This is a genomic window from Mesorhizobium sp. P2_B5 (assembly GCF_056404775.1).
Genome location: NZ_JBFUDJ010000018.1, coordinates 23,618 through 45,443, shown reverse-complemented (window position 1 = coordinate 45,443; position 21,826 = coordinate 23,618). Strand labels below are relative to the sequence as shown.

24 protein-coding genes are annotated in these 21,826 nt (G+C 63.9%); 9 read left to right on the top strand and 15 right to left on the bottom strand.

Going from position 1 to position 21,826, the window contains the following annotated elements; translation table 11 throughout:
• The first annotated feature begins 153 nt into the window (after window positions 1-153).
• The 4 genes from AC1D1N_RS31190 to AC1D1N_RS31175 are packed head-to-tail and all read left to right on the top strand — an operon-like array spanning window position 154 to window position 4,260.
• Entirely contained in the window at window positions 154-690 is a 537-nt protein-coding gene (locus tag AC1D1N_RS31190; RefSeq protein ID WP_477353135.1) for a tripartite tricarboxylate transporter TctB family protein, read from the top strand.
• 4 nt (window positions 691-694) lie between these two features.
• Window positions 695-2,218 carry a tripartite tricarboxylate transporter permease gene (locus AC1D1N_RS31185; RefSeq protein ID WP_112562639.1) on the top strand — a complete coding sequence of 508 codons (1,524 nt, stop codon included), beginning with the start codon at window positions 695-697 and terminating at the stop codon, window positions 2,216-2,218.
• Window positions 2,219-2,233: 15 nt separating this feature from the next.
• Window positions 2,234-3,412, top strand: a complete 1,179-nt coding sequence (locus AC1D1N_RS31180; protein WP_477353133.1) for a CaiB/BaiF CoA transferase family protein — start codon at window positions 2,234-2,236, stop codon at window positions 3,410-3,412.
• Window positions 3,409-4,260, top strand: coding sequence for a citryl-CoA lyase (locus AC1D1N_RS31175; protein ID WP_477353131.1), 852 nt, complete (start codon window positions 3,409-3,411; stop codon window positions 4,258-4,260). Before AC1D1N_RS31180 ends, AC1D1N_RS31175 begins: the two co-directional genes overlap by 4 nt.
• Before the next feature lie 3 nt (window positions 4,261-4,263).
• On the opposite strand, the gene AC1D1N_RS31170 is transcribed toward AC1D1N_RS31175, so the two are convergent.
• Window positions 4,264-4,740, bottom strand: a complete 477-nt coding sequence (locus AC1D1N_RS31170; RefSeq protein ID WP_112562633.1) for an NUDIX hydrolase — start codon at window positions 4,738-4,740, stop codon at window positions 4,264-4,266.
• Window positions 4,741-4,855: 115 nt separating this feature from the next.
• Complete coding sequence (locus AC1D1N_RS31165; RefSeq protein ID WP_192259130.1) at window positions 4,856-5,128, bottom strand: hypothetical protein; 273 nt, start codon at window positions 5,126-5,128, stop codon at window positions 4,856-4,858.
• Window positions 5,129-5,354: 226 nt separating this feature from the next.
• On the opposite strand from AC1D1N_RS31165, the gene AC1D1N_RS31160 reads away from it, so the two are divergent.
• The gene (locus tag AC1D1N_RS31160; protein ID WP_436261362.1) at window positions 5,355-5,933 is read left to right on the top strand and encodes an invasion associated locus B family protein; all 579 of its coding nucleotides are present in this window, start codon (window positions 5,355-5,357) and stop codon (window positions 5,931-5,933) included.
• 8 nt (window positions 5,934-5,941) lie between these two features.
• On the opposite strand, the gene AC1D1N_RS31155 is transcribed toward AC1D1N_RS31160, so the two are convergent.
• The 7 genes from AC1D1N_RS31155 to AC1D1N_RS31125 form a co-directional block, all read right to left on the bottom strand.
• Window positions 5,942-6,634, bottom strand: coding sequence for a response regulator transcription factor (locus AC1D1N_RS31155; protein WP_436261361.1), 693 nt, complete (start codon window positions 6,632-6,634; stop codon window positions 5,942-5,944).
• The gene (locus tag AC1D1N_RS31150) at window positions 6,631-9,357 is read right to left on the bottom strand and encodes a DUF4118 domain-containing protein (RefSeq protein WP_436261360.1); all 2,727 of its coding nucleotides are present in this window, start codon (window positions 9,355-9,357) and stop codon (window positions 6,631-6,633) included. Before AC1D1N_RS31150 ends, AC1D1N_RS31155 begins: the two co-directional genes overlap by 4 nt.
• A gap of 67 nt (window positions 9,358-9,424) precedes the next feature.
• Window positions 9,425-9,988: a potassium-transporting ATPase subunit KdpC gene (gene kdpC, locus AC1D1N_RS31145; protein WP_112562623.1), complete on the bottom strand. Its 564-nt coding sequence runs from the start codon at window positions 9,986-9,988 to the stop codon at window positions 9,425-9,427.
• Between the two features lie 12 nt (window positions 9,989-10,000).
• Window positions 10,001-12,094, bottom strand: a complete 2,094-nt coding sequence (gene kdpB / locus AC1D1N_RS31140) for a potassium-transporting ATPase subunit KdpB (protein ID WP_477353127.1) — start codon at window positions 12,092-12,094, stop codon at window positions 10,001-10,003.
• Window positions 12,091-12,306 (bottom strand): hypothetical protein, encoded by a 216-nt coding sequence (locus AC1D1N_RS31135; protein WP_112562619.1) that lies wholly within the window; start codon window positions 12,304-12,306, stop codon window positions 12,091-12,093. Before AC1D1N_RS31135 ends, kdpB begins: the two co-directional genes overlap by 4 nt.
• Before the next feature lie 8 nt (window positions 12,307-12,314).
• Window positions 12,315-14,018, bottom strand: a complete 1,704-nt coding sequence (kdpA, locus tag AC1D1N_RS31130; RefSeq protein WP_112562617.1) for a potassium-transporting ATPase subunit KdpA — start codon at window positions 14,016-14,018, stop codon at window positions 12,315-12,317.
• 34 nt (window positions 14,019-14,052) lie between these two features.
• Entirely contained in the window at window positions 14,053-14,142 is a 90-nt protein-coding gene (locus AC1D1N_RS31125; protein WP_023669708.1) for a K(+)-transporting ATPase subunit F, read from the bottom strand.
• A 448-nt stretch (window positions 14,143-14,590) separates the two neighbouring features.
• Here AC1D1N_RS31125 and AC1D1N_RS31120 point away from each other — a divergent pair, with 448 nt between their 5' ends.
• Window positions 14,591-14,881 carry a hypothetical protein gene (locus AC1D1N_RS31120; RefSeq protein ID WP_112562918.1) on the top strand — a complete coding sequence of 97 codons (291 nt, stop codon included), beginning with the start codon at window positions 14,591-14,593 and terminating at the stop codon, window positions 14,879-14,881.
• 11 nt (window positions 14,882-14,892) lie between these two features.
• Here AC1D1N_RS31120 and AC1D1N_RS31115 read toward each other — a convergent pair whose 3' ends face one another.
• The 4 genes from AC1D1N_RS31115 to AC1D1N_RS31100 all read right to left on the bottom strand — a co-directional run bounded on the left by AC1D1N_RS31115 (window position 14,893) and on the right by AC1D1N_RS31100 (window position 17,036).
• Complete coding sequence (locus AC1D1N_RS31115; RefSeq protein WP_112562615.1) at window positions 14,893-15,291, bottom strand: GFA family protein; 399 nt, start codon at window positions 15,289-15,291, stop codon at window positions 14,893-14,895.
• A 103-nt stretch (window positions 15,292-15,394) separates the two neighbouring features.
• Window positions 15,395-16,348, bottom strand: coding sequence for a 4-hydroxy-tetrahydrodipicolinate synthase (gene dapA, locus AC1D1N_RS31110; protein ID WP_477353124.1), 954 nt, complete (start codon window positions 16,346-16,348; stop codon window positions 15,395-15,397).
• The gene (locus tag AC1D1N_RS31105; RefSeq protein ID WP_477353122.1) at window positions 16,345-16,761 is read right to left on the bottom strand and encodes a hypothetical protein; all 417 of its coding nucleotides are present in this window, start codon (window positions 16,759-16,761) and stop codon (window positions 16,345-16,347) included. Before AC1D1N_RS31105 ends, dapA begins: the two co-directional genes overlap by 4 nt.
• A 53-nt stretch (window positions 16,762-16,814) precedes the next feature.
• Window positions 16,815-17,036, bottom strand: coding sequence for a hypothetical protein (locus AC1D1N_RS31100; protein ID WP_477353120.1), 222 nt, complete (start codon window positions 17,034-17,036; stop codon window positions 16,815-16,817).
• Here AC1D1N_RS31100 and AC1D1N_RS31095 point away from each other — a divergent pair.
• Together AC1D1N_RS31095 and AC1D1N_RS31090 are read left to right on the top strand one after the other, a co-directional pair.
• Window positions 17,029-17,214 carry a hypothetical protein gene (locus AC1D1N_RS31095; RefSeq protein ID WP_477353118.1) on the top strand — a complete coding sequence of 62 codons (186 nt, stop codon included), beginning with the start codon at window positions 17,029-17,031 and terminating at the stop codon, window positions 17,212-17,214. The two genes, AC1D1N_RS31100 and AC1D1N_RS31095, sit on opposite strands and share 8 nt — an antisense overlap.
• A 290-nt stretch (window positions 17,215-17,504) precedes the next feature.
• Complete coding sequence (locus AC1D1N_RS31090) at window positions 17,505-19,310, top strand: NAD(P)-binding domain-containing protein (RefSeq protein WP_477353116.1); 1,806 nt, start codon at window positions 17,505-17,507, stop codon at window positions 19,308-19,310.
• Window positions 19,311-19,503: 193 nt separating this feature from the next.
• Here the strand turns inward: AC1D1N_RS31090 and AC1D1N_RS31085 are convergent, their stop codons facing one another.
• Both AC1D1N_RS31085 and AC1D1N_RS31080 read right to left on the bottom strand, forming a co-directional pair.
• Window positions 19,504-20,742 (bottom strand): amidohydrolase/deacetylase family metallohydrolase, encoded by a 1,239-nt coding sequence (locus AC1D1N_RS31085; RefSeq protein ID WP_477353114.1) that lies wholly within the window; start codon window positions 20,740-20,742, stop codon window positions 19,504-19,506.
• A 29-nt stretch (window positions 20,743-20,771) separates the two neighbouring features.
• Entirely contained in the window at window positions 20,772-21,137 is a 366-nt protein-coding gene (locus tag AC1D1N_RS31080; RefSeq protein ID WP_477353112.1) for a RidA family protein, read from the bottom strand.
• A gap of 187 nt (window positions 21,138-21,324) precedes the next feature.
• Here AC1D1N_RS31080 and AC1D1N_RS31075 point away from each other — a divergent pair, with 187 nt between their 5' ends.
• On the top strand, window positions 21,325-21,810 hold the full coding sequence (locus AC1D1N_RS31075; RefSeq protein WP_477353110.1) for a hypothetical protein: 486 nt from the start codon (window positions 21,325-21,327) through the stop codon (window positions 21,808-21,810).
• The last annotated feature ends 16 nt before the right edge of the window (window positions 21,811-21,826 follow it).

Sequence of the window (21,826 nt, the reverse complement as noted above, 5' to 3'; positions counted from 1 at the left end):
TAACGCAATTCCGGACGGAAAACCGCTTCACACTTTTCGAGGCTTGGGCCGCCCCTTTCCGACTTTCGCCTGCAGCATGGACATATCATGCGGTGGGAGTGAAACTGCGGATGCGGCCGGCAGGAGGATGCCGGCCATATTGGGAGGACATTGATGAGCAGCAGCGACCAGCAGCCGGCGCCCTCGCGCCTTGCCATGCCCGAACTGTTGATCGGCATCGGGCTTCTCGCCTGTGCCGCGGCCGTGGCGTGGCAGACCCTGGCGATCCCGGTGTCGCCGCTCTATTCCAAGGTTGGGCCGACTGTCTTTCCCTACATCACCATGACCGGCATGATCGTGCTTTCGCTGCTGCTCATCCTTGCCGCGGTGCGCGGCGGCTGGCAGCCGCAGGAGGAAAAGGAAACGCCGACCGACTGGAAGGCGATGGGCATCGTCGTTGCCGGTCTGGTCGCAAATCTGGTGCTGATCCAGCCGCTCGGCTTCACCGCCGCCTCGGTCATCATGTTCGTGCTTGTCTGTTACGGCTTCGGCAGCAAGCACACGCTGCGCGATGCGCTGACTGGTCTGATCCTGGCGCTGGCCGCCTATTTCGGCTTTGCCAGGGCGCTCGGCGTCAACATCGGCGCCGGCTTCATCGAAAACCAGCTGAACACGGTGATCGACGCGATCGTCACCACGTTGAGGGGCTGAAGCCATGGAAACGCTCGGCCATCTCGGACACGGATTTTCCGTCGCTTTCTCACCGATGAACCTGCTGTGGTGCCTGGTCGGCACCACGCTTGGCACCGCCATCGGCGTGCTGCCCGGCCTTGGGCCGGCGCTGACCATCGCGCTGCTCTTGCCGATCACCTACCAGGTGGCGCCGGAAGCCTCCTTCATCCTGTTCGCCGGCATCTATTACGGCGCCATGTATGGCGGCTCGACGACGTCGATCCTGCTCAACACGCCCGGCGAAAGCGCCACCATCGTCACAGCGTTGGAAGGCAACAGGATGGCCCGTTCCGGCCGTGGCGGCGCGGCACTGGCGACCTCGGCGATCGGCTCCTTCGTCGCCGGTACCATCGGCACGCTGGGCGTTGCCTTCCTGGCGCCGGTGGTGGTGAAGTTCGCGCTGGCTTTCGGGCCGGCCGAATATTTCTCGCTGATGGTGCTCGCCTTCATCACGGTGTCAGCGGTGCTTGGCTCGTCGTCGGTGCGCGGCCTCACCAGCCTGTTCCTCGGCTTTGTCATCGGCATGATCGGCGTCGACCTGCAGACCGGACAGCCGCGCTTCACCTTCGGCACGAACGAACTGCTCGACGGCGTCGATGTCATCATTGCCGCGGTCGGTCTGTTTGCCGTCGGCGAGACTCTCTACATGGCCTCGCGCCGCTATGCCGGCAAGGACGAGATCGTGCCGCTCAAAGGCTCACTCTACATGACGGCAGCCGAATGGGGGCGCTCGTGGAAGCCTTGGCTGCGCGGCGCTTTCATCGGCTTCCCGATCGGCGCCATGCCGGCCGGCGGCGCCGAAATCCCCACTTTCCTGTCCTACGCCATCGAAAAGAAGCTGTCGAAGCACAAGGAGGAGTTCGGCACGGTCGGCGCCATCGAGGGCGTCGCCGGACCCGAAGCCGCCAACAATGCCTCGGCCGCCGGCGTGCTAGTGCCGATGCTCACCCTTGGCCTGCCGACCTCGGCGACAGCCGCGATCATGCTGTCGGCCTTCCAGAGCTATGGCATCAATCCGGGGCCGCTGCTGCTGACGACGCAGGCCGATCTGGTCTGGGGCCTGATCGCCAGCCTGTTCATCGCCAACGTCATCCTGGTCATCCTCAACCTGCCGCTGATCGGGCTGTGGGTGCGGCTGTTGAAAATTCCGGCGCCGCAACTCTACGCCGGCATCCTGGTGTTCGCCACCGTCGGCACATACGGCATCTCGCAATCGCCGATCGATCTCATCATCCTCTACCTCCTGGGGGCCGCCGGCTTCCTGATGCGGCGCTTCGATTTCCCGACCGCGCCGGTGATCATCGGCATGATCCTCGGGCCGCTCGCCGAAACCCAGTTCCGCCGGGCGATGACGATCTCGAACGGCGACTGGTCGGTGTTCTACACCCACAAGCTGTCGCTGGTACTGCTGATCCTCGCCTTCATCGGGCTCGCCGGTCCGCATATCTGGGCCTTCATTGAGCATAGGCGCCGGCGTGGACCGGAGCATGTGCCGGGCGATGCCTGAGCGATCTGGAGCATCATGACCGATCTGCTTGCCGGCATCCGCGTTCTCGACCTGACCAATGTGCTGGCCGGGCCTTACTGCGCCTACCAGCTGGCGTTGCTCGGCGCCGACGTCATCAAGGTCGAGGCGCCGCAAGGCGGCGATCTGGCGCGCCAACTCGGCGCCTCGCCGGCGCTCAACAAAGCCGGCATGGGCGCATCGTTCCTGGCGCAGAACGCCGGCAAACGATCGGTGGTGCTCGATCTCAAGAGCGAAGCCGATCGCGAGCGTTTCCTCGATCTGGTCGCCTCGGCCGACGCGCTGGTCGAGAATTTTCGTCCCGGCGTGATGGAGCGCCTTGGGCTCGGCTGTGAGAAGCTGAAAGAGGTTCGCCCCGGTCTCGTCTATTGCGCCATATCGGGGTTCGGCCAGACCGGGCCGATGCGCGACAATCCGGCCTACGACCAGATCATCCAAGGGCTTTCCGGCATTATGAGCGTCACCGGCACGCCGGAGACCGCACCCTTGCGGGTCGGTTATCCCGTCGCCGACACGCTGGGTGGACTGGTCGGGGCGTTTGCCATTGCCGCAGCACTTGTGAAGCAGAAGACCTCAGGCGAGGGCGCGTTTCTCGATGTCTCGATGCTCGAATGCACGCTGTCGGCGCTCGGCTGGCCGGTGTCCAACTACCTGACGGCCGGCGTCGAGCCAAAGCCGATGGGCAATGAGAACATGACGGCAGCGCCCTCCGGTGCATTCCGCACCGGCGACGGCCTGCTCAACATCGCCGCCAACAAGCAGGAACAGTTCGTCACGCTCTGCCAGCTGATCGGCCAGCCGGAGCTGGCATCGGACCCGCGCTTTGCCGAACGCGAGACCCGCAAGCAGAACCGCGCGGCGCTGAAGGCGCTGATCGAGACGGCTCTGGCCAGCGCCTCGGCCGCCGCCTGGGAAGAAAAGTTCAACCGCGCCGGCGTGCCGGCGGGCCGGGTGCTGACCATCCCGCAGGTGCTGGGCGAGCGCCAGGTGACCGAGCGCGACATGACCACCCGCTTCCAGGGACTGCCCGGCATGGAGCAGCCGCTGACCGTCGTGCGCGGCGGCTTCATGGTCGATGGCCAGGCACCTTTGCCGGTCCTGCCGCCGCCTGTGCTCGGCGAACACATGGACGAGGTTTTTTCCGCCCTGCCGCCGCGCACCAGGAGAAGCGCGTGAGCGAGGGGGACAAAAAGACCGGCCGCGAGCGCGGTGAGGAATGGTGGCAGACCGGCATCATCGAGATGAGCCCCGGCATCATCCGGCTACGCGGCTATGAAATCCAGGATTTGATCGGCCGCGTCAGCTTTCCGGCTGTCATCTGGCTGATGCTGCGCGGCGAACTGCCAAGCGAGGACCAGGCGGCGCTGCTTGGCATTGCGCTGGGTGCAGCCGTCGACCACGGGCCGCAGGCGCCGTCGATCGCCATTGCCCGCATGGCCATCACCTGTGGCGTCGGCATCAACAGCGCCATGGCCTCGGCCGTCAACGTGCTGGGCGACGTGCATGGCGGCGCGGGCGAACAGGCGCTGTCCTTCTACGGCGACATTGCCGTGGCGCTAGACCAGGGCGCGACGCTCAGCGAAGCCGTATCGGCGCGGCTCGATCGCTTCTTCGCCGAGGAGAAGGGCTATGTGCCGGGGTTTGGCCACCGCTTCCATCCGATCGATCCGCGCGCGCCGCGGCTGATCGAGGTGACCCGCGATTTTGCCGCGCGCGGCGTCGTCAGCGGACGCTTCGCCGACATCGCCGAGGCGGTCGAGGCGGAGGTGGCGCGGCGCAAGCGCAAGAAGATACCGCTCAACATCGACGGTGCCACCGCCGTCATCTATGGCGAACTCGGCTTTCCGCCGCCGCTGACGCGCGGCCTGTTCGTGTTGTCGCGCTCGGTCGGCATCCTGGCGCATGCCTGGGAGCAGTCGCAGCAGAGCGACCGCAACAAGGGGCCGCTGCCGCGCGAATGGCTGTGGGCCTATACAGGCACGCCCGTGCGGCCGTTTCCCGCTGAAGGCGACGAGGGCAAGTGAGGCTCAGGCCGGGTCTGGCGCCGCTGGCTGCGTGGTCGCCAGGTTTGCCATCAATGTCGAAAGATCGGGCTCATCGATGAGTAACGCCGCGTCTTGCGGCTTGAGCCAGGCGCGCTGGCGGCTCTTGGCCTCCTGCCAGTTGGCCAGTTCCTCGGACACTTCGAGCAGGTAGACGACGACGTCGACGCGGACGAAACTGTTTTCCAATCGTTTCCAGTAGGAATAGCTGCCGGCCGGCGCCTTGCGGGTCTTGCCGAGCACGCCCGCCTCTTCCCGTGCTTCGATGGTGGCGGCCTTGCGCCCGCTCTTGCCTTTCATCGGCCAGCCCTTGGGCACGATGAAGCGCTTCGTTGTGCGCGACGTCACCAGCATCACTTCGAAATTACCGTCAGCGTCCAGGCGAAAGGGTATGGCGGCGACCTGGCGAATCCGCTCACCTCGCCTTGCCTTGCGCACCGCCTTTTTCTTCGTCGTCGCCATTTGCTGATAACCCGGGCGCACCGCCGCACGCCGCCTGCAAACCCCAAAAATGCCCGCGAGGCAATGAAGCATTTTTATTAGATAAGTCGACTAAGTAAATCGCAAGCGACCGATATCAACGGCAAACACGCACAATCTGGTTGCCGACGATCTGAATTGGGCAAGCTTGCCTGACGACCGGCACTTCAGGGCGCGGCTGCGGCACGATCCGGCGGTCCTGGTCGCGATATTGCTGCTGCTGTTGCTGGAACTGCTGCCGCTGCAGGCTGTTGCGCAACTGCTGCAGCTCGTTCTGCTGGATCAGCCGGTTTGTGCCGGGATTGACGGCCTGCGCCGAGGCAGATTGCACCATGCCCGGCAGCGTCACCGCCGCCAGCATCGCCGACATCAGAATTGTCGATAGACGAAGCGTCGACATCCGTTCATTCCCGCACAGACATAGCCTCCCTCCTATATAGGGCGTTCGTCCCGATCTGCCATGGGTTGCGAAATCGGCGGAGCCCGTGGCGGATGCGACCTGCCCGCACTTGACAGAAAAGATCGAATGAACGCTCTATCGGGCGCGGTCCTTGAGCTCAATGGCGGCTGGCTCGGGGCACAATCGGGAGATATTGATGAAAAGCAGGCAAGTATATTTCGCAGCGCTACTGGGCAGCGTCTGTATTCTTGGCCCGGCGGCGGTCGCCGCGCAGACCAAGACCGACAAGGCAGCACCTGCCGCCGCTGCCGCTGGCCCGACACTGCCTGGCGGCGCGTCGGCGCTGTCCGAAACCCATGGCGACTGGACGGTCAATTGCCAGATAACGGGGACCAATAAGGCCTGCAGCCTGTCGCATCAGCAATTCAACAAGCAAACCAACCAGCGCCTGCTGGCAATAGAGCTGTCGAGCAAGAGCGGCGAGGATGCGGCCGGAACGCTGGCGCTGCCATTCGGCCTGGCGCTGGCCAAGGGCGTCAGCCTGACCATCGACGACCAGAAGCTGGATGGCAGCCTGCCGTTCAACACCTGCCAGGCCGTCGGTTGCCTGGTGCCGGTGGCGTTCGATGCCAGCGTCATACCACTGCTCAAGGCAGGGACGACGCTGAAGATCGACACCTTCGCGGCCGACACCGGGCAAGCGGTGAGCTTTACCATCCCGCTCAACGGCTTCGGCGGCGCACTGACCCGGACGGCGGAATTGTCGGCTGACTGAGCGCCCGGTCATTCAAGCTCGCGCAGCCGATACCCCACGCCGGTCTCGGTGGTGATGTAGCGCGGTTGGTCGGGCGATTTTTCGATCTTCTGCCGGAGCTGGCGGACATAGACCCTGAGATACTGCACGTCGGTCGAATCGCCCCAAACCTGCTTCAACAGGAAATGGTGGGTGAGAACCTTGCCGGCGTGCTGCACGAGAATACGCAATATGTCGTATTCCTTCGGCGAGAGTTTTACCTCCTTGCCCTCGACCTTGACGATGCGCTTGACCAGGTCGACGCTGAGATCGCCGGTGTGGAAGACCGGCTTCTCGCCCTGCTGCTGGAATTTGTGACGCAGCGCCACGCGGATGCGGGCGACCAGCTCGTTCATGCCGAATGGTTTGGTGATGTAATCGTCGGCGCCCAGTTCCAGTGCGGCGACGATGCCGGCCTCGTCGGTGCGGCTGGACAGGATGACCACGGGGACGTCGAGCCCGTCGTCGCGCCATTTGCGCAAGAGATCGAGGCCGCCCATGCCGGGCAGGCCGAGATCGAGCAGGATCAGATCCGGCTTTTGCGTATCGACGATCTCGATCGCGGCCCTGGCGTTGGGCGCCTCGCTGACCGCATAGCCCTGGCTGCCGAGGCCGACGCGCAGCAGTTTGCGAATCGGCGGCTCGTCATCGACCACCAGTATGCTGACGTTGGAATTTGTCATGCGAGATCACCAGATGCTTGCCCGTCCGCGCCGATGCCGGGCGATTGTGCCGGCCTCGGCATGCGGATGGTGAAGACCGCGCCCGTGCAGTCGCTGCGGTTCGCCGCCGTGATCGTGCCCCCCATCGCCTCGATGAAGCCGCGGCAGATCGACAGGCCGAGCCCGGTGCCGGCCTGGATCTGGTCGCGTTTGCGTACCCGGTAGAAGCTGTCGAAGATCCGCTCCAGGTCGGCGGGTGGAATGCCCGGTCCTTCATCCATGACCTGCAGCACGACGGAGCCATTGTCGACCCAGCCCTGCACGCGGATGGTCGACCCCGGCGGCGCGTATTTTGCGGCATTGTCGAGAAGGTTGAACAGCGCCTGCTCGAACAGGACGGGGTCGAGCTTCAGCATCGGCAGATCGGCCGGAATATCGACTTCGGTCTTGTGTCCGGCAATGATCTTGCGCGCCCGCTGCAAGGCCGAGCCGACGATGTCGCCAACATAGTGGAGAGCGAAATTCGGCTCCATGGCGCCGGACTCGATCTTGGTCATGTCGAGCAGGTTGGCGATGAAGCGGTTCAGCCGCTCCGATTCGTCGAGCACGGTGGTCAGCAGCTCGGCTCGATCGCTCTCGGGCAATGAGGGTGCGTATTCCCGCAGCGTGCCGGCCGCGCCCATGATGGCCGCAAGCGGCGTCTTCAGATCATGGGAGATTGAGGTCAGCAGCGCCGAGCGCAGCCGGTCGGCCTCGGCCGCCAGATTGGCGCGGTCGACATCGGCGACCAACTGAATGCGCTCGATGGCGACCGCCGCCTGGTCGGCCAGCGCGTCGAGCAGGCGCTGCTGCTCAGGCGTCAGCAGCGGCCCTTGCTTGTCGTTGTCGAGGCCTACGACGCCGATGGCGGTGCGGCCTGTCCGCAAGGGCAGATAGAGGCGCTTGGCGCCGGGCAGCGTGTCGGCGCCACGGCCGGCGGCACGGTTGTGCTCCCAGGCCCAGCGGGCGGCGGCGATGTCGGCCTCGGCCAGTGTGTCGTCGGGTGGATAGCCGGCCTTGACGGTGATCGTGCCATCTTCAGGCAAAAGCAGCACGACGCGCAGCTTCAGCATCGAGGCGATCTGGAAGGCCGTGGCCCAGAGCACGTCGTCAAGCGTGCCGGCGCCGGCAAGCTTCTTGGAGAAGAGGTAGATATCCTCCGTCGCCCGAGCGCGTGAGCGGGCAGCGACCGCCTGGCGCTGCATGCGCGCAGTCAGATTGCTGGCGATGACGGCAACGACAAGGAAGACGGCGAGCGCGACAATGCTCTCCGGATCCCGGATGGTGAGCGTGTAGCGCGGCTCGAGGAAAAAAAAGTTGAAGGCAAGGGCGCTGGCCACACAGGCATATAGAGCCGGCCACAGACCACCGGCCACCGCCGATGTCAGCACGCCGATGAGAAAGATGATCGCAAGATTGCGGACGTCGAGAAACTGGTCGAGCAGGGCGGCGAAACCGAGCGAGCCGGCAACGAAGGCCGTCGCCTTGAGATAGGGCCAGACATCGAACTGCCATTGCTCGTCCGCTGCCTTGACGTTCCGCGAGGCCGCCTCGTTGCCGCGCTCGGTTCCCGAAATGACATGGACGCTGATGTCGCCGGCATTGCGGATGAGATCGTAGGTGAGCGAGCCTTCGATCAGCTCGCGCCAGCGCGACCGGGTTGGCCTGCCGATGACGATGTGGGTAAAATTGTTGGCCGTCGCGTGGCGGACGATGTCCTGGGCAACGTTCTGGCCCGGAATGGTCGTCACCTCGGCGCCGAGTTGCTCAGCCAGGCGCAGTAGCGTCGCCAGCCGGTCCTTGTCCTCCTCGGACATGGTGGCCGAACGCGGCGTGTCGACGTGGAGTGCCGTCCAGGGCGCGCGCAGCCGGTCGGCCAGCCGGCGCGCATAGCGGATGCGGGAGGCTCCGCCCGGACGCGAGTCTACGCAGACAAGCACCCTTTCGCCGGCCGCCCACGGACCCTGGATGGCATGCGACTGCATGTGGTTGAGCAACTGCTCATCGACGCGCTGGGCGGTGCGGCGCAGCGCCAGTTCGCGAAGCGCCGTCAGATTGCCGGGTGAGAAATAGTTTTCGACCGCGCGTTGGGCGGTGTTGGGGAAATAGACCTTGCCTTCCTTCAACCGCTTGATCAGGTCGTCGGGGGTGAGATCGATGATCTCGATGTCGTCAGCCTGGTCGATGATGGAGTCGGGAACCGTCTCGCGCACTCGTACGCGAGTGATCTGCGCTACGACGTCGTTCAGGCTCTCGACATGCTGGATGTTGAGCGTGGTGTAGACGTCGATGCCGCGGGTCAGGAGTTCCTGGACGTCGAGATAGCGCTTGGGGTGGCGGCTGCCGGGCGCATTGGTGTGGGCGAGCTCGTCGACAAGCACCAGCGCCGGACGGCGGGCGAGGATGGCGTCGATGTCCATCTCGTCCAGCACGCGGTCCTTGTAGCTGACCTTCTGGCGCGGGATGACCTCGTAGCCTTCGACCAGCGCCTGGGTTTCCTTGCGGCCGTGGGTTTCGACGATGCCGATCACCACGTCGACGCCGTCGGCAAGCCTGGCGCGGCCGGCCATCAGCATTTCGTAGGTCTTGCCGACACCGGGGGCGGCACCGAGAAATATCCGCAAACGGCCGCGCTCTTCCCGTTCCGCATGCTCAAGCAGCGCGTCCGGAGAGGGTCTGGTGTCGTTGCTTCTGTCGTCCGGCATCAGGCTCGATCATGAACGGCGCCGGGGATGCTGTCGATCCCCGGCGCTAGGCTTCAAAGACTGTCTCTCACTTGGTATCGTCCAGCGCCAGGTTGAGCGCCAGCACATTGACGACCGGTTCGCCGAGGAAGCCGAGTTCGCGGCCTTCGACATGGCTGTCGACAAGCGCCTTGACCTTGGCTTCGTCGAAGCCCCTGGCCTTGGCCACCCTGGCGACCTGGAAGTAGGCGGCCTCGGGGCTGATGTCGGGGTCGAGGCCGCTGCCGGAGGTCGTCACCAGATCCATTGGCACCGGCTGGTTCGGATTCTCCGCCTTCAGCTTGTCGGCATCGCCCTTGATGCGGTCGATCAGCTTGGGGTTGGTCGGGCCGAGGTTGGAGCCGCTGGAGGCGGCGGCGTTGTAGCCGTCGCCTGCAGCCGAAGGGCGGCCATGGAAATATTTGTCGCCGGCAAAGCCCTGGCCGATCAGCTCGGAACCGATAACCTTGCCGTCCTTCTCGATCAGGCTGCCATTGGCCTGGTGCGGAAACAGCGCCTGGGCGATTCCGGTCATCCCCAGGGGATAGATCAGGCCGGTCAGGACAGTGAAGAAGACGATCATGATGATCGCGGGTCGTATCTGGGTGAGCATGGATGTGTTTCCTTAAGCGAGGCCGAGGCCGGTGACGATCATGTCGATCGCCTTGATGCCGACGAAGGGGACGATGACGCCGCCGAGGCCGTAGACCAGCAGGTTGCGGCTGAGCAGCGCGCCGGCGCCGATCGCGCGATACTTGACGCCTTTCAGCGACAGCGGGATCAGCGCGATGATGATCAGCGCGTTGAAGATGATGGCCGACAGGATGGCGCTCTGCGGCGTCGCCAGATGCATGATGTTGAGCGCCTGCAGCGGGCCGGTGGTTTGTCCCGGCGCGACGTAGAAGACGGCGAACATGGCCGGGATGATGGCAAAATACTTGGCCACGTCGTTGGCGATCGAGAAGGTCGTCAGCGAGCCGCGCGTCATCAGCAGCGCCTTGCCGATCTCGACGATCTCGATCAGCTTGGTCGGATCGCTATCGAGATCGACCATGTTGCCGGCCTCGCGGGCGGCGACCGTGCCGGTGTTCATGGCGACGCCGACATCGGCCTGGGCAAGGGCGGGTGCGTCGTTGGTGCCGTCGCCGCACATGGCGACAAGTTTGCCCTTGGCCTGTTCGTCGCGGATCAGCTTCAGCTTGTCCTCCGGCGTTGCCTGGGCAAGGAAGTCGTCGACGCCGGCTTCCGCCGCGATCGCCGCCGCCGTCATCGGATTGTCGCCGGTGATCATCACGGTGCGGATGCCCATCTTGCGCAGTTCGGCAAAACGCTCGCGAATGCCGCCCTTGACGATGTCCTTGAGGTGGACGACGCCGAGCAGGCGGCCGTCACGCTCGACCGCCAGCGGTGTGCCGCCGGACTTGGCGATCTCGTCAGCAACCGCCTGGAGATCCCGGACGGACTCGCTGCTTGGGCGCGTGCCGTGGGCGGCGACCGTCGACTGGTTGACATGGGCAAGCACGGAATCGACCGCACCCTTGCGCACCGACGAGCCGTCGACGTCGACGCCGCTCATGCGGGTCTGCGCGGTGAAGGGCACGAAGGTTGCGTGCAGCGTTGCCATGTCACGGGCGCGAATGCCGTATTTCTCCTTGGCCAGCACGACGATCGAGCGGCCTTCCGGCGTTTCGTCGGCCAGCGAGGCGAGTTGCGCCGCGTCGGCCAGTTCCTGTTCGGTGACGCCCTTGACCGGACGGAATTCCGTCGCCTGGCGATTGCCGAGCGTGATGGTGCCGGTCTTGTCGAGCAGCAGCGTGTCAACGTCGCCGGCGGCCTCCACGGCACGTCCGGACATGGCCAGCACATTGAAGCGCACCAGGCGGTCCATGCCGGCGATGCCGATCGCCGACAGCAGCGCGCCGATCGTGGTCGGGATCAAGGTGACGAACAGGGCGACGAGCACGGTCACCGAGATGTAGCCGCCGGAATAGGAGGCAAAGCTCGGGATCGTTGCGGTGGCTAGCACGAAGATCAGCGTCATGCCGACAAGCAGGATGTTGAGCGCGATCTCGTTGGGTGTCTTTTGGCGCGCCGCACCTTCGACCAGCGAGATCATGCGGTCGAGAAAGGTGTGGCCGGAAGCGGCCGATATGCGCACGCGGATCCAGTCGGACAGCACCTGGGTGCCGCCGGTGACGGCCGAACGGTCGCCGCCGGATTCGCGAATGACGGGTGCGGACTCGCCGGTGATCGCCGCCTCGTTGACCGAAGCCACGCCTTCGATCACTTCGCCATCGGACGGGATGATGTCGCCGGCTTCGACCAGCACGATGTCGCCGACCTTCAGGCTGGTGCCGGGCACCAGCTTGAATTTGGAGCGGTCCTCGCCGGCAAGCAGCTTGGCCTGCGTCTCGGTGCGCGCCTTGCGCAACGAGTCGGCCTGCGCCTTGCCGCGGCCTTCGGCGACGGCTTCGGCGAAGTTGGCGAACAGCACAGTGAACCACAGCCAGATGATGATCTGCAGGGTAAAGCCGAAATCGCCGCCACCAGTGAAGCGATCCCTGACGAACAGGACCGTGGTCAGAGCTGAGACGATGGCGACGACGAACATCACCGGGTTTTTGATCAGGGTGCGCGGGTAGAGTTTCCTGAAGGCGCCGCCGATGGCGGGCCACAGGATGCGGGCATCCATGATGACCGCGGATTTGGACTGGCTCATTTGGTGGCTCCAGTATCTGAAATGTTGGCCGGCACCGATCGATCGGATGCCGAGAAAAGGTGCGACGGCCCGTAGGCCAGCAGCCAGATCACGATCATGACTGCCGCGAGGCCGAGGAAGGTGGACACGCTGGGGAAGGGAGGGGGAGGATCCTCCCCCTCGGTGCCGGCTCGCGGCCGGCCCTTCCTGCGTTTCGGGTTGAACCAGGACATGACAAGCCTCAGAAGGTCTGTCCGTTGATGGCAGCCAGGTGCTCGACGATCGGTCCGATCGCCAGTGCCGGGAAGAAGGTCAGGCCGACGACGATCAGGATGACGCCGACGAGCAGGCCGACGAACAGCGGACCATCGGTCGGGAAGGTGCCGGCGGAAGCAGGTACCGTCTTCTTCGCCACCAGCGAGCCGGCAATGGCGAGCGCCGGGATGATGACGAAGAAGCGACCCACCCACATGGTGATGCCAAGCGTGATGTTGTACCAGGGCGTGTTGCCGGAAAGGCCGCCAAAGGCCGAGCCGTTGTTGGCCGCCGCCGAGGTGTAGGCATAGAGAACCTCGGAGAAGCCGTGCGGCCCGCCATTGGCCATGGAGGCCACGGCGCTTGGCAGCACGACCGCGATGGCGGTGAAGGTCAGCATCGCCAGCGGCAGGCACAGGATGGCGAGCATCGCCATCTTGACCTCCTTGGCCTCGATCTTCTTGCCGAGATATTCGGGCGTGCGGCCGACCATCAGGCCGGCGACGAAGACGGCGACGATGATGAACATCATGATGCCGTAGAAGCCGGCGCCGACGCCGCCGACGATGACCTCGCCGAGCTGCATGTTGACCATCGGGATCAGGCCGCCAAGCGCGGTGAACGAGTCATGCATGGCGTTTACGGCGCCGCAGCTTGCTGCCGTGGTGATGACCGCGAACAGTGCCGAAGCGGCAATGCCGAAGCGGCTCTCCTTGCCTTCCATGTTGCCGCCGTCGATGCCGAGCGCATGGACCAGCGGATTGCCCGCGGCTTCCGCCCAGTAGCAGACGGCGACGCCGGCGATGAACAGCACACCCATCGTGGCCAGGATCGCCCAGCCCTGGCGCTGGTTGCCGACCATGCGGCCAAAGACGTTGGTCAGCGCCGCACCCAGCGCGAAGATCGTCACCATCTGGATCAGGTTGGAGATAGCATCCGGGTTTTCGAAGGGATGCGCGGCATTGGCGTTGAAGAAGCCGCCGCCATTGGTGCCGAGCATCTTGATGGCGACCTGCGAGGCGACGGGGCCGAGCGCCAGCGTCTGCTTGGCGCCTTCCAGCGTGGTGGCATCGACATACGGCCCGAGCGTCTGCGGCATGCCGAGCCAGACATAGACCAGGGTGAGTACGATACAGAGCGGCAGCAGGACGTAGAGCGTGCAGCGGGTCATATCGACCCAGAAATTGCCGATCGACTTGACCGAGTGCCGGGCGAAGCCGCGGATCAGCGCCACCGCAATGGCGACGCCGACAGCGGCCGACATGAAGTTCTGCACAGTCAGGCCGGCCATCTGCACGAGATAGGACATCGTGCTTTCGCCGCCGTAATTCTGCCAGTTGGTGTTGGTGACGAAGCTGACGGCGGTGTTGAAAGCGAGATTGGGCTCGACCGCTGTCATACCCGCCGGATTGTAAGGCAGGACACCTTGCAGGCGCTGCAGAAAGTAGAGCACCAGGAAGCTGGCAAGGCTGAAGAAGATGATGCCTGCCGAATAGGTTGTCCAGTGCTGCTCCTCGCGTTCACTGGTTCCGGAGATGCGATAGAGGCCGCGTTCAACCGGGCCAAGTATGGGCGAGAGAAAGGTGCGATCGCCGTTGAAGACGCGATACATGTAGCCGCCGAGCGGCTTCACCAGCAAAACGACGATCCCGCAATAGACGAGGATCTGTATCCATCCGTTGAGTGTCATGAGAATAGCTTTCCGTGCCTTGCACCAGGAGCGATCAGAAGCGTTCTGGGCGAACGAGGGCGTATGTCAGGTAGACGAGCAGGAACAAGGTCACGCCGCCACCGAGGATGTAATCGACAAGCATGGTGTGATCCTTCCGCTTAAAGCGCGTCGCAGGCTTTGATGTAGGCGAGGGAAAGGGCGAAAAACAAAACCTCGATCCCGATGACGACGATGTCCATTGTAGTGTTCCTTGCTGTTGCTTGTATTTGGCGCCAGCTGCTGGCGATCCAGAAATTCCATGAAAACGATCCGCCGTACCTCGATCGGCCACGGCGGTCGGAGCGTTTTGCTCGGAATGGAATATGGACCCGATCGCCATAAAGGTTCGAGACGGGCCGCGGAGGAAAGATATAAAATTCCTATAAAGATTTCGCTGCAGCCCGCGCGCTGCCGCGCCGCTCCCTATACGGCGTTTATAAATCAGGCCGCGCAGTCCTCTCGAATTCCTATGCGGTCGCCGACTATGTCATGCGCGTCGGCTGATCCGGAGATGACGCATCTGATCGCCGCTGAACGCGATCGGTGATCCAATGCGCAAGAGCCTCAATCCATTCAAAATGACCGGCAGGATCGGGCGCGGTGTGCCAACCGAATATTTCATCCTGAGCGACTTTCGGACCGAGGGCGCGACCATCGGCCATCTCGCCGGCAAACCCATTGCCGAGACGGTCGTCGATGCAAGCGGGCACCGGTATCGCTATGTCGGCGTTGCACCGCGCGTCCCTGATGGGCGCTTCGATGTCGATGCGTTGCGCAGCGGCGAATGGATCGTTCGCCCTGGGCTTGTCTATGCGCTGGAGGAGAAACGCAAAGCCGGCTGAACTAGCCCGCGCTAGCCTTTCGTATAGTCAGGCCCAACACGGGTCGGCAGGCCGTCGGCGAGTTTCAACCAAGGGAGCTTCTCCTCAAAAGCGACATGCAGCGTAGGTGCAAATTTTTCCGGCTCCTCCATCGCTGCCGAAAAGAAATGCATGACACCGGACATGTTCTTTGAGCGGAAGGACAGCGGCGAGCCGCATTGATCGCAGAACGTTCTTTCCACGCCGGGAGAAGAGTTGAAGACCTTCGGTGGCTTGCCCAGCCATCGCCATTGGCTGTCCAAGACGCCAATATAGCTGGTCATCGGCGCAGAGCATTGCCGCCGGCAACTTTCGCAATGACAGACCACGCAGGCATGTGCTGGGCCATCGACTTCAAAAGCAGTGGCGCGACATAAGCAACGACCACGCATGCAAACTCTCCTTGAGAGAACAAGGACAGCTTCATGCCTGGGCGTGAGGGAGGCGCCATGAAATGCGCCGAACTGGCGCCCAATTCCGACACTAGGCGCCAGTCTAGCCCCACCACAGTCCGCCGTTCGCAACGGCCTGTCTCGAATTGAAGACGCTGCTGTCATTGCCGGCCAGCGTCAGCATGGCGTCGCGGATGGCGGCGGCGGTCTGGGGCTCCACCGATGTCAGCGGCAGGCGGACATCGGCGTTCAATCCGAGCGCCAGGTGCAAGGCATATTTCACCGGAATTGGGTTGCTCTCCAGTTCCAGCGCCGCAATCAGCGGCCGCAGCCGATGGTGGATTGCTCTTGCCGTGTGGGCATCGTCGCGCCGCAGGGCATCGTGCATCTCGACATAAAGGCGCGGGACGACGTTCGAGAGCACGGAAATCGTGCCGCGGCCGCCCATCGTGTTGAAGCCGAACGCAGTCGAATCGTGGCCGGAGAGGCAAACGAAACGGCGCCTCAGCACTGCCGGCAGCGTCGATTGCCGCCTCAGGTCGCCGGTAGCATCCTTGACGCCGACGATGGCCGGTATTCGTGCCAGGCGTTCAAGCGTCTCGACAGTCAGGTCAACGCCGGTGCGCCCCGGCACGTTGTAGACGATGATCGGAATGCTGACCTTGCGGGCGACGGCTTCGAAATGGCGGAAAATGCCTTCCTGGGTCGGCCGGTTGTAATATGGCGTCACGATCAGCGCGGCATCGGCGCCGAAGGCTTGCGCCGCCGAGGTGAAGGCGATCGTCGCCTCGGTGCTGTTGGTGCCGGTGCCGGCGATGACCGGTACCCTGCCGCCCGCGATTTTCGCGCATGTGGCGATGACGTCGAGGCGTTCTTCCCACGACAGGGTCGGCGCCTCGCCGGTGGTGCCACACGGCACCAGGCCGTTGATGCCTTGTTCGATCTGCCATTCCAGCAGCGTGGTCAGGCCGGGCAGGTCGACTTCGCCGTTCGAGAAGGGGGTGACCAGCGCGGTCATGGCGCCATTGAGGCGGCTTCGTGCTTGTTCAGGGCTCATGGTACGCACACTGTCCTTTTGGCTGGGGAAAGCCGCTTTGCCGCCGGGCTTTCATCCGCATTCAGAAATGAAAAAATCAGCGCTGCCAGGACCGCGGCGGGCAAGTCGGTATGGCTTGAGGTGAAGGTTCTTGTCGCTGCACGCGTCACGACGGTAGACCGGATGGTGCACGTCCAGCCTTCGCCGGTGGTGACGAGGTTTGAGACTGTGCGCCCCGACATGGCGACCAGCAGCAAGGTGGCGTCGAGCATAGCGCCGGCCTCGACCAGGCCGGCAAAGCGCCGGCCCGCCTTAGATGACCTGTCGATGGACAGGCTGCGCGCTGCCTCCAACAGCTGGTGTTCGAGAAGTCGGCGCGTATGGATCAAGCGATCGAGCAGGCTGCTCAGATCGGTTGCATCAGGGGTTTCCATGACGGGTTACTGCTGCGCATCCGGCGAGACGGACGGCTGCGCGTGAAACAGTTTCAGTTGAAGAGCGAAAGGCGCATTGAGCGAGGCGCGAAGCGGATGGCGCCGGCCTGGTGGTCGCTTTCCATGGTGGCGAAGCGGATGGCCGAGACCTTGTCGGCGAAGACGCCGCCGGTCTGGCCCTGTTCGTCGCGGGCGATCCAGTGGCCTTCGCCATCGCGGCCGATGACAAAGCGGTGAGTGGTGGTGGACGGTCGGGGAGGTACCGAGGTGGGCATGGTCGTTCTCTTCTATTGGGATCAGGAAACCGACGCGGCGATGGCCGCGGCAGTCAGCAGGAAGCCGATCATCAGAAGCACCTTGGTCAGCCTGAAAGGGGCGATCGGCGGCCTGCGCCGGCCGTGCTCCACTGTCTGCATGTCGGCTTTCACCGACGACACCGGCAGCGGGCGATGAGTCTGCAAATAAAGGGGGCAGCGATACATCGGATTTCCCTTCTTCATTTCACGGTCGTCGCCGGGAAGCGGCGACTGCCTGCAGCGGATCAACCGTCTGCTTCGGGAAAATAGAAGGCCAGGCATTTGTATTCGAGATAGGGAAAAGACAAAGAATATAAAAAAGTCATATGTTTAGAGGTGTCTTGAATGGCGCGGCGGCGGTCCCCAAAAAGGTACGTCGCGGGCCTGACCCCCTTGCGGCGGCGCCATGTTTCGAAACAATGAGAGCGCAAAACAAGGGAAGAACAGATGCTCGACGTGGCTCCATCGAAACAGGCGTCCACATGGCTTTCCGCCCTTGCGCGGGCGCTGGAAGCGGACGACATCGAGGCGGCCGCCAACCTGTTCGTCGACGACTGCTACTGGCGCGATCTTCTGACCTTCACCTGGAACATCACGACCATGGAGGGTCGCGACGCCATCCGCGATATGCTGCAGGCGACGCTGGCGACAGTGAAGCCGTCACACTGGACCTTGTCTGGCGAAGCGACGTCGGACGAAGGCACCGTCGAAGCCTGGTTCACGTTCGAAACCTCTGTCGCGCGCGGCGAGGGGATTTTGCGCCTCAAGGAGGGCCGCTGCCGGACATTGTTCACGGCGATGCGCGAGCTCAAGGGGTTCGAGGAACAAAAGGGTCCGGCGCGGCCGCTCGGTATTCGTCACAAGGCCGATCCGGCGCGGGAGACCTGGGCGGAGGCGCGGGCACGCGAGGCGCGCGACCTCGGCGCCACCGAGCAGCCCTATTGCCTGGTCGTCGGCGGCGGCCAGGGCGGCATCATGCTCGGCGCGCGGCTGAGGCAGTTCGGCGTGCCCACCATCATCATCGAGAAGAATGCACGCCCCGGCGATTCCTGGCGCAACCGCTACCGCTCGCTCGTGCTGCACGATCCGGTCTGGTACGACCATCTGCCCTATATTCCGTTCCCCGAGAACTGGCCGGTGTTCACGCCCAAGGACAAGATGGGCGACTGGCTGGAGATGTATACCAGGGTGATGGAGCTCAATTACTGGGTCGCCACCAAATGCGTCAGCGCCAGTTATGACGAGGCCGAGAAGGTGTGGACGGTGGTGGTTGACCGTGCCGGCCGACACATCACGCTGAAGCCGAAGCACGTCGTCTTTGCCACCGGCGCCTACGGTCCGCCACGGAAGATCGCGCTGCCCGGCGCCGAGATTTTCAAGGGCGAGCTCTTGCATTCCAGCCAATATGCGAGCGGCGAGAAATTCCGCGGCAAAAAGGTCGCGGTCATCGGCGCGGCGAGCTCCGGACACGATGTCAGCGTCGACCTCTGGGAGAGTGGCGCAGACGTCACCATGATCCAACGCTCGCCGACGACGGTGGTGAAATCCGATACGCTGATGGAGGTGGGTTTCGAGATTTTTTCCGAGAAGGCCCTGGCGCGCGGCATCACCACCGACAAGGCCGACCTGATCGTCGCCTCGACACCATTCGCGCTGGTGCCCAAGGGCCAGCGGGACCTCTACGAGGTGATCAAGGAACGCGATGCGGCCTTCTACGACCGGCTGCGCGCCACTGGCTTCGCCATCGATTTCGGCGAGGACGAGACCGGGCTGCTGATGAAGGCCTACCGCACCGGCTCCGGCTTCTACATCGATGTCGGCGCCTGCGAACTGATCATCAACGGCGAGATCAAGGTGAAGAGCGGCGTCGGCATCAAATCGCTTACACCGACCGGCATTGCCTTCGACGACGGCAGCGAGTTGGCGGTCGATGCGATCATCTCGTGCACCGGCTATCAGTCGATGAACGAGACGGTGGCGGCGATCGTCTCGCGCGAGGTCGCCGACAAGGTCGGGCCATGCTGGGGCCTCGGCTCCGGCGTCAAGGGCGATCCCGGACCGTGGCAAGGCGAATTGCGCAACATGTGGAAGCCGACGGCGCAGGAGGCGCTGTGGTTCCACGGCGGCAACCTGGCGCTGTCGCGGTTCTATTCGAAATATGTGGCGCTGCAGATCAAGGCGCGGATGGAGGGGATTGAAACGCCAGTTTATGGGGCGGTGAGTAATGCGCCAACCCAGCGTTCGTCATCCTAGGGCGAAGCAGGAGCGAAGCTCCGTCGCGGAGACCCTAGGATCCATGCCGTTACATTGATGGCGTGCATAGGCGGCTCAGAAGCGGGCTTCTTTTCGCAAGGTGGCGGCAGGCTTCATTCTGCACCGCTGCAAGCTTCGGCAACAGTCACGGCATGGATCCTAGGGTCTGCGCTCCGCTTCGCGTCGCTCCGCCCTAGGATGACGAAGATGAGGAGCCGAAATGCCGTGCCGCAACCTCGACATGCGTATGCGGCGCATGCGGCTCGAACCTCTCGGTCTCATTGAAATCGCCGGCTTCGTTCGGCCACCAGACACCGCCGATGGCGATGCCGTCCGAGGTGAGCCGCTGATCGGCGATCAGTGCTGCGCCGACGGCATCGACAAAGGTGAAGCGGCCGGGGCGCAGCCTGAGCACCGCGACATCGCCGATCCCACCAACCCTCAGCGTACCCAGCTCCGGCCTGGCGATCGCTTCGGCAGGGCGCTGCGTCGCCGCGCGCAAAACCTCGACCAGCGGCATGCCGAGCGCCATCAGCTTCGACATGCAGACCAGTATGTCGAAGGCGGGACCGTCGACGCAGTAGAGATGGACGTCGCTCGAGATGACGTCGGGCGCCAGGCCTTCGGCCAGCATGGCTTTGGCCACCTCGAAGTCGAACGAGCCCATGCCGTGGCCGATGTCGAAGATAACGCCGCGTTCGCGCGCCAGATACATGTCCGGCCGCACCGCGCCGGAGGCGAAGACCGGTGCGTTGGGGAACGGGCGGAAGCAGTGGGTAAGGATGTCGCCGCGGCGCAGGCGCGGCAGCACTTCGGAGCGGCCGGGCGGCGGCTCGTCTATATGCGCCATCAGCGGCAGGCCGGCCTGGTCGGCGGCTTCGAGCGCGAGGTCCACCGGCGCAATGCCGCTGGTGCCGCCGGCATGCTTGCCGGAGCGCACTTTTACGCCGACGACGACATCGGCGTGCTCGCGCACCGCCGCCACCGCCTCGCGCGGCTCGCAGAGCCTCAGATCGCTGCATTCGCCGACCGACACCGTCTGCGAAAAGCCGAATATGCCGGCAAAGGAGATGTTGACGTAGGCCAGGATGCGCACTTTCGAGCGCTCGATGACATGGCGGCGAAAGCCGAGGAAATTGCCCGCACCCGCGCTGCCGGCGTCGATGAAGGTCGTGGTGCCGCTCTTGGCCGCCAGGCGGTCGGCATCGACGCCAAGCGAGGTACCGCCCCAATAGACATGGCTGTGCAGATCGATGAGGCCGGGCGTGACGATGCAATCGCGGGCGTCGACGACCTGCGTGGCGTGCTCGGCATCGATGGCGGCCTCGATGGCCGCGACGCGGCCATTGGCGATTGCTACATCGCGCACGGCGTCCAGGCCGGAGGCCGGATCGATCAGGCGGCCGCCCTTGATCAGGAGATCGAACTGCATCGGCGCCTCCGCTGTTATTTATCTACTGATCAAACCGGCCGGTAGGCGACGGCTTCGACCTCGATCTTGATGTCGATCATCAGCCGCGATTCGACCGTGGTGCGGGCCGGCGGGTTGCTGGGAAAATGTTTGGCGTAGACGGTGTTGAAGGCGCCGAAATCGCGCGCGTCCTCGAGCCAGACTGTGGTCTTGACGACATCGTCCATGGTGCAGCCAGCCAGTGCCAGGGCTGCCTTGACATTCTGCAGCACCTGCTCCGTCTGCTCGGTAATGCCGCCCTTGACCACGATGCGGTCGCTGTCGACCGGCACCTGGCCGGAGATATAGACGAAATCGCCAGCGCGCACCGCTGGCGACAGCGGCACATGCGATGTTCCAAAACACTCTTTGGGCAAGGGAAAACTCCTGTTCTGACCTGGCGGATCACGCCTGCGGTTCGATTTCAGCCGACCGCTCTACGCCTCTCCCCACGATCCTCATAGGGGGCTTTTGGGAAAGCAAGATTTTTCCAGATGCGTGTTGCTTTATCGGGGGCCGGCCAGCATCTTGCGCCTCGCATTTTCCCGGCAGGAGATTTTTTAAATGACCTTCGACAAGAACCCGTTTCCGGAAGGCGATGCCGATCGTTACGCGCTGTGGGAAATGCTGGTGCGGCGCGACATCGACGCCTTCATCGGTCAGGACTGGTCGATGGTTGAGGATGATTTCATCGCCGACAGTTTTTTCGGCATGCATGCGCATTTCCTGAGCGATGCCGACGCCTGGCGGCTGCAATTCCCGAGCCTTGCCGTCTATCGCGACGAGTGGTTGCGCCAGGCCAAGGAGACGGCGGCGACCAAGTTCGCCGAGCCGCTGCGCGAAGCCCTGTTTCGCGTCACCAACATGCGCGACATCGATGTCGATGGTGACCGCGCCGTGCTGCACAAGAAGTTCAACGGCTCGGTGGCCAAGGCCGACGGCAGCGTCGACCGGCTGAAGTGGCAGACGCTGTATTTCTGCAGGAAAGTGGCGGGGCGCTGGAAGATTGCCGGCTTCGTCGGCTACATGCCGCATCCCCTGGGGAGCTGAGGCGCGCTCCGCAGCG

Excerpts from the sequence above, each read along its gene's own strand:
- AC1D1N_RS31190 (WP_477353135.1), top strand. The coding sequence starts at position 154 with ATGAGCAGCAGCGACCAGCAGCCGGCGCCCTCGCGCCTTGCCATGCCC.
- AC1D1N_RS31185 (WP_112562639.1), top strand. The coding sequence starts at position 695 with ATGGAAACGCTCGGCCATCTCGGACACGGATTTTCCGTCGCTTTCTCA.
- AC1D1N_RS31180 (WP_477353133.1), top strand. The coding sequence starts at position 2,234 with ATGACCGATCTGCTTGCCGGCATCCGCGTTCTCGACCTGACCAATGTG.
- AC1D1N_RS31170 (WP_112562633.1), bottom strand. The coding sequence starts at position 4,740 with ATGGCGACGACGAAGAAAAAGGCGGTGCGCAAGGCAAGGCGAGGTGAG.
- AC1D1N_RS31165 (WP_192259130.1), bottom strand. The coding sequence starts at position 5,128 with ATGTCGGCGATGCTGGCGGCGGTGACGCTGCCGGGCATGGTGCAATCT.
- AC1D1N_RS31160 (WP_436261362.1), top strand. The coding sequence starts at position 5,355 with ATGAAAAGCAGGCAAGTATATTTCGCAGCGCTACTGGGCAGCGTCTGT.
- AC1D1N_RS31155 (WP_436261361.1), bottom strand. The coding sequence starts at position 6,634 with ATGACAAATTCCAACGTCAGCATACTGGTGGTCGATGACGAGCCGCCG.
- AC1D1N_RS31150 (WP_436261360.1), bottom strand. The coding sequence starts at position 9,357 with ATGCCGGACGACAGAAGCAACGACACCAGACCCTCTCCGGACGCGCTG.
- kdpC (WP_112562623.1), bottom strand. The coding sequence starts at position 9,988 with ATGCTCACCCAGATACGACCCGCGATCATCATGATCGTCTTCTTCACT.
- kdpB (WP_477353127.1), bottom strand. The coding sequence starts at position 12,094 with ATGAGCCAGTCCAAATCCGCGGTCATCATGGATGCCCGCATCCTGTGG.
- AC1D1N_RS31135 (WP_112562619.1), bottom strand. The coding sequence starts at position 12,306 with ATGTCCTGGTTCAACCCGAAACGCAGGAAGGGCCGGCCGCGAGCCGGC.
- kdpA (WP_112562617.1), bottom strand. The coding sequence starts at position 14,018 with ATGACACTCAACGGATGGATACAGATCCTCGTCTATTGCGGGATCGTC.
- AC1D1N_RS31125 (WP_023669708.1), bottom strand. The coding sequence starts at position 14,142 with ATGCTTGTCGATTACATCCTCGGTGGCGGCGTGACCTTGTTCCTGCTC.
- AC1D1N_RS31120 (WP_112562918.1), top strand. The coding sequence starts at position 14,591 with ATGCGCAAGAGCCTCAATCCATTCAAAATGACCGGCAGGATCGGGCGC.
- AC1D1N_RS31115 (WP_112562615.1), bottom strand. The coding sequence starts at position 15,291 with ATGCGTGGTCGTTGCTTATGTCGCGCCACTGCTTTTGAAGTCGATGGC.
- dapA (WP_477353124.1), bottom strand. The coding sequence starts at position 16,348 with ATGAGCCCTGAACAAGCACGAAGCCGCCTCAATGGCGCCATGACCGCG.
- AC1D1N_RS31105 (WP_477353122.1), bottom strand. The coding sequence starts at position 16,761 with ATGGAAACCCCTGATGCAACCGATCTGAGCAGCCTGCTCGATCGCTTG.
- AC1D1N_RS31100 (WP_477353120.1), bottom strand. The coding sequence starts at position 17,036 with ATGCCCACCTCGGTACCTCCCCGACCGTCCACCACCACTCACCGCTTT.
- AC1D1N_RS31090 (WP_477353116.1), top strand. The coding sequence starts at position 17,505 with ATGCTCGACGTGGCTCCATCGAAACAGGCGTCCACATGGCTTTCCGCC.
- AC1D1N_RS31085 (WP_477353114.1), bottom strand. The coding sequence starts at position 20,742 with ATGCAGTTCGATCTCCTGATCAAGGGCGGCCGCCTGATCGATCCGGCC.
- AC1D1N_RS31075 (WP_477353110.1), top strand. The coding sequence starts at position 21,325 with ATGACCTTCGACAAGAACCCGTTTCCGGAAGGCGATGCCGATCGTTAC.